This window comes from Halosegnis rubeus (assembly GCF_009184545.1).
GTDB classification, from domain to species: domain Archaea; phylum Halobacteriota; class Halobacteria; order Halobacteriales; family Haloarculaceae; genus Halosegnis; species Halosegnis rubeus.
In genome coordinates this window covers 465,751-478,692 of record NZ_QJOW01000001.1, presented here as the reverse complement: position 1 = coordinate 478,692, position 12,942 = coordinate 465,751, and the positions used below count along the sequence as shown (strand labels likewise).

General features: G+C 64.2%; 16 protein-coding genes and 1 tRNA gene. 5 read left to right on the top strand and 12 right to left on the bottom strand.

Going from position 1 to position 12,942, the window contains the following annotated elements; all coding sequences use genetic code 11:
- The first annotated feature begins 44 nt into the window (after positions 1–44).
- A complete protein-coding gene (locus DMP03_RS02520; protein WP_152119147.1) occupies positions 45–1,520 on the top strand; it encodes an ABC transporter ATP-binding protein in 1,476 nt (491 codons plus the stop codon).
- Positions 1,521–2,335: 815 nt separating this feature from the next.
- Here the strand turns inward: DMP03_RS02520 and DMP03_RS02515 are convergent.
- Positions 2,336–2,410: transfer RNA gene (locus DMP03_RS02515), tRNA-Arg, on the bottom strand.
- 93 nt (positions 2,411–2,503) lie between these two features.
- Between DMP03_RS02515 and DMP03_RS02510 the strand changes: the two genes are divergently transcribed.
- Entirely contained in the window at positions 2,504–3,355 is an 852-nt protein-coding gene (locus tag DMP03_RS02510) for a geranylgeranylglycerol-phosphate geranylgeranyltransferase (protein ID WP_152119146.1), read from the top strand.
- A gap of 41 nt (positions 3,356–3,396) precedes the next feature.
- Positions 3,397–3,804: a CoA-binding protein gene (locus DMP03_RS02505; RefSeq protein WP_152119145.1), complete on the top strand. Its 408-nt coding sequence runs from the start codon at positions 3,397–3,399 to the stop codon at positions 3,802–3,804.
- Between the two features lies 1 nt (position 3,805).
- Here the strand turns inward: DMP03_RS02505 and meaB are convergent, their stop codons facing one another.
- Positions 3,806–4,840, bottom strand: a complete 1,035-nt coding sequence (gene meaB, locus DMP03_RS02500) for a methylmalonyl Co-A mutase-associated GTPase MeaB (protein WP_152119144.1) — start codon at positions 4,838–4,840, stop codon at positions 3,806–3,808.
- The gene (locus tag DMP03_RS02495; RefSeq protein ID WP_152119143.1) at positions 4,837–5,256 is read right to left on the bottom strand and encodes a cobalamin B12-binding domain-containing protein; all 420 of its coding nucleotides are present in this window, start codon (positions 5,254–5,256) and stop codon (positions 4,837–4,839) included. The genes meaB and DMP03_RS02495 overlap by 4 nt, the downstream gene beginning before the upstream one ends.
- Before the next feature lie 130 nt (positions 5,257–5,386).
- Here DMP03_RS02495 and DMP03_RS02490 point away from each other — a divergent pair, with 130 nt between their 5' ends.
- The gene (locus DMP03_RS02490; RefSeq protein ID WP_152119142.1) at positions 5,387–5,971 is read left to right on the top strand and encodes a DUF420 domain-containing protein; all 585 of its coding nucleotides are present in this window, start codon (positions 5,387–5,389) and stop codon (positions 5,969–5,971) included.
- 1 nt (position 5,972) lies between these two features.
- Here DMP03_RS02490 and DMP03_RS02485 read toward each other — a convergent pair whose 3' ends face one another.
- Genes DMP03_RS02485 through DMP03_RS02460 form a run of 6 tightly spaced genes read right to left on the bottom strand, consistent with a single transcriptional unit; the run spans position 5,973 to position 10,487 of the window.
- Positions 5,973–6,377, bottom strand: a complete 405-nt coding sequence (locus DMP03_RS02485; protein ID WP_152119141.1) for a hypothetical protein — start codon at positions 6,375–6,377, stop codon at positions 5,973–5,975.
- Between the two features lie 35 nt (positions 6,378–6,412).
- Positions 6,413–7,192 carry an ABC transporter permease gene (locus tag DMP03_RS02480; RefSeq protein ID WP_152119140.1) on the bottom strand — a complete coding sequence of 260 codons (780 nt, stop codon included), beginning with the start codon at positions 7,190–7,192 and terminating at the stop codon, positions 6,413–6,415.
- Complete coding sequence (locus tag DMP03_RS02475) at positions 7,185–8,108, bottom strand: ABC transporter ATP-binding protein (protein ID WP_152119139.1); 924 nt, start codon at positions 8,106–8,108, stop codon at positions 7,185–7,187. Before DMP03_RS02475 ends, DMP03_RS02480 begins: the two co-directional genes overlap by 8 nt.
- 48 nt (positions 8,109–8,156) lie before the next feature.
- Positions 8,157–8,387 (bottom strand): SelT/SelW/SelH family protein, encoded by a 231-nt coding sequence (locus tag DMP03_RS02470; protein WP_152119138.1) that lies wholly within the window; start codon positions 8,385–8,387, stop codon positions 8,157–8,159.
- Between the two features lie 37 nt (positions 8,388–8,424).
- On the bottom strand, positions 8,425–9,117 hold the full coding sequence (locus DMP03_RS02465) for a DUF7546 family protein (protein ID WP_152119137.1): 693 nt from the start codon (positions 9,115–9,117) through the stop codon (positions 8,425–8,427).
- A complete protein-coding gene (locus DMP03_RS02460; RefSeq protein WP_152119136.1) occupies positions 9,114–10,487 on the bottom strand; it encodes a heme o synthase in 1,374 nt (457 codons plus the stop codon). The genes DMP03_RS02465 and DMP03_RS02460 overlap by 4 nt, the downstream gene beginning before the upstream one ends.
- 94 nt (positions 10,488–10,581) lie before the next feature.
- Between DMP03_RS02460 and coxB the strand changes: the two genes are divergently transcribed.
- Positions 10,582–11,406, top strand: coding sequence for a cytochrome c oxidase subunit II (gene coxB / locus DMP03_RS02455; RefSeq protein WP_152119135.1), 825 nt, complete (start codon positions 10,582–10,584; stop codon positions 11,404–11,406).
- On the opposite strand, the gene DMP03_RS14480 is transcribed toward coxB, so the two are convergent.
- The 3 genes from DMP03_RS14480 to DMP03_RS02445 all read right to left on the bottom strand — a co-directional run bounded on the left by DMP03_RS14480 (position 11,407) and on the right by DMP03_RS02445 (position 12,917).
- On the bottom strand, positions 11,407–11,592 hold the full coding sequence (locus tag DMP03_RS14480; RefSeq protein WP_197739277.1) for a hypothetical protein: 186 nt from the start codon (positions 11,590–11,592) through the stop codon (positions 11,407–11,409). It abuts the gene before it with no gap.
- Positions 11,573–11,989, bottom strand: coding sequence for a hypothetical protein (locus DMP03_RS02450; protein ID WP_197739276.1), 417 nt, complete (start codon positions 11,987–11,989; stop codon positions 11,573–11,575). Before DMP03_RS02450 ends, DMP03_RS14480 begins: the two co-directional genes overlap by 20 nt.
- 70 nt (positions 11,990–12,059) lie before the next feature.
- On the bottom strand, positions 12,060–12,917 hold the full coding sequence (locus DMP03_RS02445; protein WP_152119134.1) for a cytochrome c oxidase subunit 3: 858 nt from the start codon (positions 12,915–12,917) through the stop codon (positions 12,060–12,062).
- Positions 12,918–12,942 lie beyond the last annotated feature (25 nt).

Below are 12,942 nucleotides of genomic sequence, written 5' to 3'. Positions count from 1 at the left end.
ATCCAAGCAGTAGGATCAGAGGTCCTGAGCAATCAAACAATGATATGTTTCTCTCTGTCCGTGACCTGCGGATGTATTATGAGGACAATAGTTTACTCAACCAATCACCGCCGGTTCGTGCGGTTGATGGAGTTAATCTCGACATTTATGAAGGAGAGACTCTCGCTCTCGTTGGAGAATCTGGGTCTGGTAAAACAACGCTCGGGCGTACGATATTAGGACTCAATGAAGCAACAGGTGGGACTGTACAGACCGATGGCCGAGATGTGACCGAATTGTCCGGCGTTCAAAAGCGTCGCTGGCAACGTGAAGCTGGAATGGTGTTTCAAGACCCAGAGGAGAGTCTGAACCAACGGCTTACCGTCGGCGAGATTATTGCCGAACCACTAGAAGCTCACGACTGGCCAACAGTAACAGCAGCGACTCCAAACGGCTCAGTCACCGGTGACGTGGAGCCGGCGACGGATCGAACGCCAGATATTCATGTCGATACAGCAGGAGCGACACTAACAGCGTCAGTCCGTGACCGATTCCCCCTTACTTCCGAAGATGTGACACTCGAGGCTGATGGGGATACCGTAGAAGTGAGAGTTGAGAAGTCGCAGGCTGCAATGCGTGAACAGCGTGTTCGGTCTCTACTCGATCGAGTCGGTCTGCAAGAGGCTCATTTTTACCGATATCCACACCAGTTTTCGGGAGGACAGCGACAACGCGTTGGGATTGCCCGCTCTCTCGCTCTTGAGCCACGCTTTCTCGTTCTAGATGAGCCGGTATCGGCTCTCGACGTGAGCGTTCAAGCCCGTATAATCAATTTGTTGGAAGATATTCAGGCGGAGCTCGGACTTACATATCTGTTTATCGCGCATGATCTCAGTGTCGTTCGGCATATTGCTGATCGGGTTGCTGTCATGTATTTAGGAATGATCGTTGAGACGGGGCCGACGGGGCAGGTATTCAATGATCCTGCCCATCCGTACACGCTATCATTATTGTCAGCGATTCCCGGCAGTGGTTCGCCATGGGATGGCCCACGGATTACACTGCGGGGGACGCCGCCAAACCCACGTGACCCACCCACTGGCTGCCCATTTGCAACTCGCTGTCCGGCTAAAATCCGGCCAGATAGCTATGACTTACCGGAAGAAACCTGGCGTGCTATTGATGAGTTGCGGGTCGTATTTCGAACACGGGCACGGGCTGAAACAGGGGCAACCAATCGTATTCGGTCGCTGCTGGATTTGCCAGTAGATTCTGCTGCGCTCTCTGAGACGCGTGAGGGGGTCTTTGGTGATATTCAGCTCCCTCAGGGTGTCGCGACGGTCGTTGAGGAGGCATTCGATTTAGCGCGAATGGGTGACGACGCGGGCGCAGCCGAACGCCTTCGGAAGGCGTTCGGATCACGATGTGATGAAGAACACCCGGAGTCACGTGACGGACTCCGAACGAACCGATGTCTACGTCGAGAACCTCAGTACGAGAATACCCAGTCTACAATCGCCCAGCGCGAAGGCGAGGGTTGATGCAACGACATGTTCGCTCGCCTACGTAGGCATACAGTTAGATTACCTTGGGGCAGACAGATTATCTGGGGCTATACACCTGTGATCAGCACTCTTCGCAGATTACTCATGCTGACCCGCGGTGCACCGTCGGCTGTGTTCACAAGAGGATCATCAAATCAAGCTTCTGACCGGTCTTCAGCACAAAATCACGCCTTATCCTGCCCAGCTACTGCGCGCTAGTGAGGTGTGGACCCTCACGCGGCCACCAGGCAGGGACGAAACCACTGTTCGAACGAGTGCAGATTGACATCCTCCCCGCGGTAAAGCGCGAGGCTTTCTCCTTGATTCAGCGGGGTAAGTCCCACTATTCTGGGGTTTCGACTCTGTTGGAATCATCAATCGGAGAGATGTCTTTAGAAGTGTGCTGAATACAGAGCGCTCCTCGGTCACAGGCGTCCAAGGAGAGCGCTCCGGCAGTAGCGTTTCTCGGATGTGCAGGACGTTTATTTAGGACGTGTTCGGGTATGTGTGTATGCCAACATTGGAAGGTTGGACACTCTGGCTACACATCGGTGCCGGAACGGTCGCTGTGTTGGCTGGCTTAGGGGCGCTCGTGACGATCAAAGGGGGATGGCGACATCGTCAGGCTGGGAAACTCTTCTTGATATCGACTTGTGATTGACTATACGCATCAAGGCGGTGTTTTGCTGCGTGGAATCAGGGGACGGCGAAGGGGTGCCTGATGATGCATAACGAACTCCAGTTGAAGGGCACGGGTGGATTTATATATTACCTGTCGCTGTCCAGTGGATTTGGTTCGTTATGCAGCAAGACGAGCCCTGAGGGATTTGAACCCCCGGCAACGTGGTCCGAAGCCACGCACTCTGTCCGGGCTGAGCTAAGGGCCCTCACTACTGCGTAGCAGGGTGGTATTCAAAAGCCCTTCCATCGGAAACGTTCCGGACCGACGCGTTCATACTCGCGTCTCGTGACAACCAACCATGCAGCGGCTTCGCGGATTCGTTGAGCTTACACGCCCCGGAAACGCGCTCACGTCGGGACTGCTCACGGCTATCGGTGCGGTCGTCGCCGGAACCGCACCGACGCCGGGGCTGCTCGTCGACACGGGCGCACTGGTCCGTGCGGCCGCAGCCGTGCTCGCGACAATGCTCGCCGTCGGAGCCGGCAACGCCATCAACGACTACTTCGACCGTGAAATCGACGCCATCAATCGGCCGAAGCGACCGATTCCCCGCGGTGCGGTGACGCCGCATGAGACACTCGCGTTCGCCGCGGTGCAGTTCGCGGTCGCGGTCGGACTGGCGCTCGTGCTCCCGCCACTTGCCGTCGCGATTGCCGTCGTAAATCTCACCGCGCTCGTCGCGTACACGAAGCTGTTCAAGGGACTGCCGGGAGTCGGTAACGCGGTCGTCGGCTGTCTCGGCGGGTCGACGTTCCTGTTCGGCGGTGCGGCCGTCGGGGGCGCGCTCCGACCTGTAGCCGTCCTCGCCGTGCTCGCCGCGCTGGCGACGTTCTCGCGGGAGGTCATCAAGGACGTGGAGGATATCGCCGGCGACCGCGAGGAGGGGCTGAACACGCTTCCCATCGCGGTCGGGAAGCGGCGTGCGCTCCAGGTCGCGATGGCCGCGCTGCTCGTCGGCGTCGCCGGCAGCCCACTCCCGTATCTGCTCGCCGACTTCGGCGTCGCGTATCTCGTCGCCGTCGCCGTCCCCGACGTGCTCATGCTGGTCGCCGGCTACTGGGGCTTTTCCGAACCGACGCGGAGTCAGGCGTGGCTGAAGTACGGTCAACTGCTCGCCGCCGGCGCGTTCATCGTCGGCCGGTTCGCGTAGCCGCCCCCGAGGCTTTTGCGCGCCGGACGCTACGGGTGAGTATGGTGACGACAGACGACGCGGAGTTGACGGCAGCGCTTGAGGCAGAGACCATCGCGGTCGTCGGCTGTTCGGCCACGCCTGGGAAGGCCGCCCACGGCGTCCCGAAGTATCTCCAAGAGCACGGCTACCGTATCGTCCCGGTCAACCCGACGACCGACGAGGTGCTCGGCGAACCGGCGTACGACTCGCTTTCCGACGTGGAGGAGACAGTCGACCTCGTGGACGTGTTCCGGCCGAGCGCCGAGGTGTCGAGTATCGTCGACGAGACGCTCGACCGTGAGGACGTGGACACCGTGTGGCTCCAGCTCGGGATTCGCGACGGTGAGGCCGGCGAGCGCGTCACCGACTCCGGGCGTCGGTTCATTCACGATAAGTGTCTGAAAGTCGAACACCAGCGACTGGCGTGAGCTACTCGCGGACCGACTCGCGCAGCGGAGCGAGCAGTTCCTCCGTCACGGCGTACGGGTCGGTCTCCTTCGCGACGATGGCGTCCACGTAGCGTTCGAGCCCACCCTGCCGCTCGATTTCCTCGCGAATCAGTTCGCCCGCACCCTCACGGAGCAGGCGGCGAATCTCCTCCTCGTAGCGGTCGCGCCGCTGAGCGTTGAGTTCGCCCGAAGCCTCGAGCCACGCGCGGTGGTCGACGAGCGTGTCGAGAAACGGTTCGACGCCCTCGCCGGTCTTGGCGACCGTCTCGACGATTGGCGGGGTCCACGTCTCGTCGTCCCCGTTGTCGTCTTCATCCTGCTCACCAACTGCGTCGGTCTCGACGCCGTGGTGGCCGGCAGTGCCGGCAAGCGGCGAGGCGTCCCGCATGTGAACCATCTCTTTTAGCTCCTGTACTGTGCGGTCGGCCCCGTCGAGGTCGGCCTTGTTGACGATGAACACGTCGCCGATTTCGAGGATACCGGCCTTCAGCATCTGTACGTCGTCACCCGAGGAGGGAGGAACGAGCACGGCGACGGTGTCGGCGGTGCCGACGATGTCGACCTCGTTTTGGCCCGCGCCGACCGTCTCGATGATGATTCGGTCCTTCCCGAACGCGTCGAGTGCCTTCACCGCGTCCGTCGTCGCCGTCGAGAGCCCGCCGAGCGTTCCCCGCGCCGACATCGAACGGAAGAACACGTCCATGTCTCCGACGTTCGAGGCCATCCGGATGCGGTCGCCCAACACCGCGCCACCCGAAAAGGGCGAAGAGGGGTCAATGGCGATGACGCCGACGGTCTCGCCCCGCTCGCGATACGTCTCTGCCATCTTGTCGACGAGCGTCGACTTGCCAGCGCCGGGGGAACCGGTGATGCCGACGACCGTCGCGTTCCCGGTGTGCTCGTGGAGTTGACTGACCAACTCGCGGTAGCCGGACCCGCGGTCTTCGATTTTCGAGATGACGCGGGCCAGCGCGCGGTGTTTTCCGGCGAGCAGTTCCTCGATGAGATCGCTCATCGCTCGGGCGCGTTCTCGCGGACGAACTCGATGGTCTCTGCCATCGACGACCCCGGACCGAAGATGCCGTCGACGCCCATCTCGTACAACTCGTCGCGGTCCTCGTCGGGGATGATACCGCCAACGAGCACGAGCGTGTCCTCGAAGGCGTCGTACGACTCCAACCCCTCCACGATTTTCGGAACGAGAGTGTTGTGGGCACCGGAGAGGATTGAGATACCGAGCGCGTCCACGTCCTCCTGGACGGCGGCCTGCACGATTTCGTCGGGTGACTTGTGGAGTCCGGAGTAGATGACCTCGAAGCCGGCGTCGCGGAACGCCCGGGCGATGACGTGTGCGCCGCGGTCGTGGCCGTCGAGACCGACCTTCGCGACCAGACAGCGGATGGTCCGGTCCTCGGAGTCCTGTGTACTCATGGCAACACTTGCACACCCAGACGCTTTCACAGTTACGGAGCGGCTGACAGCCTTCAGCAGGATTGTGCGAGTACAACTCCGCTTGTTCGGAAAGCGGAACGGCTACTTACGCCGGCCACCAAATACGGTTATGAGTCTCGCGGACAGTTCGGTCGTGAAACGCCGCCCTCGGGCCGTCGTCGCCGTGCTCAGCGTCGTCGGCTACGTGCTCGTCATCGGGACCCTCTACGTCGGCCTGCCAATCTACCCGGAGATCGGGCTGGGGACGGTGAATCTGCTCTCACACGCCATCGCGCTCGTCAACACCGTCGCGGTCTGTTGTCTGGTCGCCGGCTGGTACCACATCCGGCAGGGAAACGTCGAGACGCACCGCCGGCTGATGATCGTCTCTTTCGTCCTCATCATGATTTTCCTCGTGATGTACCTGCTCAAGACCGGCGGCGGGGGACGCAAGGACTTCGTCGGTCCCGACCTCCCGTATTATCTGTACCTCGCGATGTTGGGCATCCACATCGTGCTGTCGGCGCTGTCGGTGCCGCTCGTCTTATACAACATCACTATCGGACTGAGCCACAGCGTCGACGAGATTCGCCAGACCGCCCACGCTCGCGTCGGCCGTATCACCGTCGCCGTCTGGAGCGTCTCGCTCACGCTCGGCGTGTTAGCGTACCTACTGTTGAACCACGTCTACACCTTCGATTTCGTCCCGGCCTGAGCTACTCCTCCAGTGCGCCCATGTGCTCGGCCAGCGCGGTCGCGCCGTCCGACATCGCCCACCGCTGGTCCGTCGCTGCCGCCCACTCCCTGAGCTCGGCCGCCGCCCGCTCAACCTGCTCCTGTACGCGGTCGCCTGCCTGTTCGCTCGAAACGCGCTGCCACCGCTCCTCGAAGTCGTACCCGACGGCGACGACCCGGCCGCCCTCACCATCGCCTTCACCACCGGCTTCCTCGTCCTCACCGTCCCCCGGCGTGACGAGGACGACCGCCGGAACGAGCTTCGCGTCGGTCCCCTCGAAGTCGAAGACGCCGGCCGGGAAGACGGCCCGGAAGCGGCCGCTCTCGTTGAGCTCTTGCAGTTCCGCGAGTTCGAACGGTCGGTCGGGGAGCGTGGAGAGTTGCATACCACCACTCGCCGTCGGGTTCGGAAAACGGTTTCTCAGTCGGTCCGCGGGAGCGTCACAGCCCCGACGACGAAGAAGGCGAGCGTCAACGCGGCGAGCACGAGCAGATTCGACTCCGCGACGCCCAGCCCCCCCGGCACCTGCGAGGTGGCGAGCGTGTCCGGCGGTTCGTAGGCGACGGCACGCACGCCACGCGAGAAGTAGGTCAGCGGCGACACCCACAGCGGGAGCCACTCCGGCAGGAGCGACTGGGGAACGAACGTCTCCGACAAGAACAGAAGTGGGAGCGCGATTCCGTTCGAGGCCGCGATGACGCCGTCCGAGGAGTCCGACAGACTCCCGAGAATCGCGCCCAGGCCACAGAACAACGCGACGCCGAGCACGACGAACGGGACGAGCAGCGGCGAGAAGACGATGGACGCGCCGGTGACGGCCACCACGAGCAGGAGGATTCCCGCGGCCGCGACGCCGATGATGCCGACGTTGACGAGCGTCTGTGCCGCCAGCCACTCCCACCGACGGAGCGGCGTCGTCGCCAGCTTCTCGAAGCGGTTGTCTTCGCGGTGGCGGGCGACCTCGCTACCTACCCGGGAGAGCGGCGTGAACAACACGACGACGGCGAGGTAGCCGGGGACGTAGTAGCCCGGCGGCTCGGTGAACAGCCCGCCCGTCCCGCCGGCCGTGTTGACCAAAGCCCCGAAGATGAGGATGATGATGGCCGGAAAGAAGAACGTGAAGAAGACGGCGGTGCGCCGGCGGAGGAACGCCTTCCCCGCGGCGACGGTCTCCGACCGGATGCGACCGGCTCTACTCATCGCCCACCTCGCGGGGCGTCCCGCTGGCTCCGACAGTTTGGCCGGTGAGCTGGAGATACACCTCTTCGAGGTCGGGCTGTCGCCAGAGGAGACCGTCGTATGCAACCCCGGCGTCGGTGAGCGTCGTCGCTACGTCGCCCACCTCGTCCGGGGCAACGTCGTCGACGACGAGCCGGCGCTCGTCAGGGACGAACGCGTAGTCGGCGGCGGCGAGCACCTCGCGGGCGTGGTCGGAATCGTCGGCGCGAATCTCGACGCGCGGGCGACCGCCGTGTTCGGCGACCAAGGCTGCGGGTGGTCCCTCGGCGACGAGTCGCCCCCCCGCGAGCAGGCCGACCCGGTCACAGAGTCGTTCCGCCTCCTCCATGTAGTGGGTCGTGACGAGTACCGTCGCGCCGGCGTCGGCGAGCGCGTCGATGAGGCCCCACACGTCGCGGCGACCCTGCGGGTCGATTCCCGTCGTCGGCTCGTCTAAGAACAACACGTCGGGATCGTTCACGAGCGTCGTGGCGACGCACACTCGTCTCTTCTGTCCCCCGGAGAGGTCCTCGTAGTAGGTGTTACCGCTGTCGGTAAGCCCAACATCGACGAGCGTCTCGCCCACGTCGCGCGACTCGTCGTAGAGACCGCCGTAGTAGCTGACGACCTCGCGAGCCGTCAGCCGAGCCGGCGGCGAGAACTCCTGTGGAAGCAGGCCGAGCCGCTGCGGGTCGGCGCGTTTCGGGTCCTCGCCGAGCAGTCGCACCTCGCCTTCGGGGTCGGTCGTCCCGGTGAGCGCGCGGACGAGCGTGGTCTTGCCCGCGCCGTTGGGACCGATGAGTCCGTATATCTCGCCGGCGTCGATGTCGAGCGAGACGCCGTCGAGCGCGACCGTCTCGCCGTACGACCGGCGCACGTCCGACGCACTGATAACCATACCTCGGTTCGTGGCGCGCCCGTCTAAGCGGTTGTGTTCCGTCGCCCGCTACAGTTCGGCGCGCACCCGGCGGACGATATCGTCCACGTCGTACTCGTCCTCGGTCAGGTCCCAGATTTGTTCGCCGTCGACCGTCACGCGGAAGACACCGTGGTCGCCGGTGACGAGGGTCACGCGGTCAAGTGATTGCCCGAAGCTCTGGAGCACCGCGCGTTCGGTATCGAGTGCGCGGTCGAGATAGCCACACGGCACGCAGTAGGTGATTTCGACGTGTGTCATACGCGAGAGATGAGCGCCGGGGGCAAGCACCTGACGGTCACGGGCGAAGTCGCGAGAGGTCCGCCATCGTCGGTCGCCATCGGAGCAGGAGCACAGTCGCGAGGAACACGCTCGTGGAGAGGAAATACGACTGCTGGCCGATAGTGGCGGCGAAGCCGGCACTCCCTGTGACAGTCGTGAGTACGCCCGCGATGACGGGAAGCACACACGAGACACAGGAAAAGAGGCCGAGCAGGCCCGCGCCGACGGAGCCGGACACGTCGGCAACCGTTCCGTAAACGAGCCACGCGAGCGCGAGATAGCCGACCGTCTTGTACGGGATGAGATTCACGACGAGTCGCTCACCGCTGTACAGCAGTGCGGGCGCGAAGCCGGGCGGAATCTGGTAGGTGACGAGCCGGAGCCCGGTGGCGCGCTCGCCGATACCCGGCAGGAGGACGCCGCCGGCGAACGCGAGCACGAGGAAGTAGCCGACGGCGAGCGCACCGGCGACGAGCCGCTTGCGGCCGGTCACGCGCGGGAGCGAGGTGTTGCGATACGCCCACCAGGATACGTCGAGCCACACCCACGGCATCACGAGGATGAAGATGCCACGCAGCGACGCCGGCGGCCCGCTCACGAGCAGCGAGTAGAGGATGACGACGAGCAACTGTGCGTTCAGGATGGCGGCCCAGTAGACGAGCGTCCGGGTGGGCGGGCGGCGGTCACGAACCGCGGCGAGCGTGCTCATACGACGAGTGAATCTACGACGATAGCCACGAGCAGCGCGCCGAGATATGCGTTCGAGGCGTGGAACGCGCGGAACGCCGCGCCCTCGGTGCGCTCGCGGTGGAGTCGGACGACCATCCCCAGAAAGAGCGCCCCGAACCCGACCGTGGTCACGGCGTAGAAGACGCCGAGATCGCTGACCGCGGTGAGCACGCCGGCGCTGGCGAGCGTGGCCGCGAGATACCAGACGATGTGTTTGCGCGTCTTCGTCTCCCCGCTGACCACGGGCATCATCGGGAAGCCGCCGCGGGCGTAATCGTCCTTGTACGCCAGCGCGAGGTTGTAGAAGTGCGCCGGCGTCCACAGGAAGATGGTCACGGCGAGCACGACGCCCGGCAGCCCGAGTTCGCCGGTGACGCCGACCCAGCCGATGAGCGCCGGCAGCGCACCCGCGACACCGCCGATAACCGTGTTCTGGACGGTGTTCGGCTTCAACACGAGCGTGTAGATGACCGAGTAGAACACGATGGCGACGAAGCCGAGCGTGGCGGCGAAGACGTTCACCTGCAGGAAGGCGACGAGCGAGGCGGCCGCGAGCGCGAATCCGAACGCGAGCGCGTTGTGCACGGGGACGAGTTCGGTCGCCAGCGGGCGGTCGCTGGTGCGTTTCATCCGACGGTCGATGTCGCGCTCGAGGACGTGGTTGAAGGTCCCCGACGCGCCGATGGCGAGGACGCCACCGCCGAGCGTGAGGACGATGGTGCGGACGGTGAGTCCACCGGGGCCGCCGGCGAGCGACATCCCGGCGGCGGCCACGAGCGCGAGCAGCCACATCAGCCGCGGCTTCATCAGTCGGAAGTACGCGAAGAGCGTCGCGCGGGCGCGGTCGAACGAGGAGTCGAAGCGAACCGTCGACTCGGACGGTTCGGCGTCGACGACGGACTCCTCGAACGGTTCCTCGGGCACGTCGTCGCGTCCGGTGTCAGCTTCGAGTTGCCACGCGAGCGCGGCGGTGAGCGCGGTGAAGATGGCGACGGCGATGCCGAGGTGGAGACCGGGCGTGAGGCCGCTCGCACCGGCGAAGACGACGACTGCGCCCATCCCGACCTGCACCGGGTAGAGCGCGAGCGCGGCCAGCAGCGCGCCCTTGACGCGGCGAGAGCTGTCCGACCACCCGATGGCGACGGAGCTGACGAGGAGGAGCCCGACGACGAGCGCGGCGGTGCGGTGGCCGAGCGCGACGACGGCACTCACCGACGAGGGGGCACATAGGGGCCACGACGTACAGGCGGCCGTGGCGTCGGCGACGGTGGCCGTCGCGCCGGCGACGACGAGGAGATACACCCCGACGACGGTCGTCGCGAGCAGCGTCGTGAACTGCGGCCGCTTCATTACCAGAGCAAAGTCTCGGCTCTACTTATGCCCCGCGCTTCTTGCGGATAGCACGCATCGCGGGGTTAATGTGGGGCCACTCCTAACTGCGGCTATGAAACGTACGCGCGTTGCGGGGGCCGTCGCAACGGTGCTCGCGCTACTCGCCGTCGCCGTGGGCCCGGCTGCGGCACAGCCGTCCGAGAACATCGGTATCATCAGTTCACTTGACTCCGAACTCCTCTACGTCTCCGCGATTATCGCGGTAGTCGTCGAGGCGACTCTCATCTACACGGTCGTCCGCTACCGCAACAACGACGACCCGAAACCGACACAGGAGAACCGTCGCCTCGAAATCACGTGGACCATCGCGACCGCCATCGTCCTGCTGTTCGTCGGCGTCGCCGCCTACGCCGCCCTCGGAAGCCCGCTCGTCGGTGGTGTCACCGCCGCACAGAACCCGAACGCCGTCGAGCCGGCCGTCACCCACGACTACCCCGGTGCCGTCGGGCCACCACCGGAACGACAGGAGGAAATCGTCGAAATCGAGGTGACCGCCCAGAAGTACTACTGGACGTTCAACTACACCGAGACGATGGAGAACGGCAACGTCTCCACGATGGTCTCGACAAGCAGCAGCAGCGGTCAACCGCTCGTCCTCCCGGCCAACACCCAGGTGTATCTCCACGTCAGCTCCGTCGACTGGCTCCACGCCGTCCACATTCCGAAGCTCGGGCTGAAGCAGGACGCCATGCCGGGCAAGTACAACACCATCACGACGGAGCTGAACGACGAGGCAATCGGCAACTCCTACCAGCTCTACTGTGCGGAGTACTGTGGCGTCGGCCACTCCGCCATGCTCGGTGAGGTGCTCGTCGTCTCACAGGAAGACTACGAGCGCTTCACCGAGAACCCCGAGGAGTTCCTCGCGAACCAATAATCAGTCGTCGCGCCGAAGCGACTCACACTCCCCGTCCGTCACTTCTCGCCGCCCGGTCTCTGTCTCGACCAGCAGCGCGCCCGTCTCGGTCACTTCGGTCGCCGTACCGCGAACCGTCTCGTCGCCCGTCTCGACCCGTACACGCTCACCGAGCGTAATCGCGTGCTCACGCCACCTGTCGAGCACGTCGGCGAACCCGTCGTCCGTCTCGACGCTGTCGGCGGACTTGAGCAGGCGCTCGTGGAGTCGGGCCGCGACCCGCTGGCGTTCGACCGGCTCGCCGCGCGTCGACGCCGAGAGAGCGAGCCATCTCGCAGGCTGCCACGCCGCCGGCGACCGTGAGCCGACCGACTTGCACGGGGTCGAGGTCGGGGTACAACAGCGTCGAGGACCAGACTCCGCCGGGCGGGACAGCCCACGCGTTCCCCGTGCAACCGCGTGCGGCCGTGAGTTCGTTCGTGACGGCGAAGCTGCCGTGGGAAGCGTTCGGAATCTGTCGGCGGAGATAGCCGCTCGTGTCGGGTGTCGAGTCGAACGTCGTCACGGGAACCCCGAGCCGTGATTCGAGTTCGGATGCGTCCATATCGGAGTGACGACGCGCGGGGCAGAAAGCGGTAGCGAGTGACTACGACAAGGAGACGAGATGTGGCCGTTCAGACAATCGCGCCGACGTAGAGCACGAGCACGAGGAACACCCACACCACGTCGACGAAGTGCCAGTACATCGAGACGGTTGTGACGGAGGTGTGGTTCTCCGCGGTGTACTGACCGAACAGCGACCGCACGAAGACGATACCGAGCAGGACCGCACCGAGGCTCACGTGAAGCCCGTGTAATCCGGTCAGCCCGTAGAACGCGGAGTTGAACACGCCGCCACCGAGGGAGAGTCCCTCGTGGACGATGAACTCGTAGTACTCGTACACCTGGCCGCCGAGGAAGACGACGCCGAGTGCGAGCGTCAAGCCGAGCAGGCCGAGGAAGCGGCGGCGATTACTGTTGCGGAGCGCGACGTGCGCGTAGTGGAGCGTAATCGAGGAGAGAATCAACAGGACCGTGTTGGCGATGACGAGGCTCCCGAAGATGTCACCGCTGGTGACGAGTTCCGGGAGCGTCTCCTCGGACCACACGTCAGATCGGATGAAGAAGTAGTAGACGAAGCCGGCACCGAAGGTCGCAATCTCGGAGCCGAGGAACGCCAACATACCGAGCCGGAGTCCGGCACTGCCGGAGCTTTCGTCCCAGTAGGCGGCGATAAACGCGTGGTAGGTCCAGCCGTAGAGACCGACGACGAAGCCGACGACACCGAACGCGAAGACGCCGAGGCTGAGTTCCAGCGAGACGAGCGGGTCACTCCCCTGTGAGAGGATATACATCGCCGCGCCCGCGTAGATGATTGCTGCACCAACTGCCGTCACAAAGGGCCACCAGGATGCCTCACCGAAGCCGCGAGGCCAGTCCTCAACGGCGGGGAGATGGTGGCCGTGGTCGTCTGATTCGTCCGCGTGGCTCATACCTGCGGCTTGCGACCCTATCGAC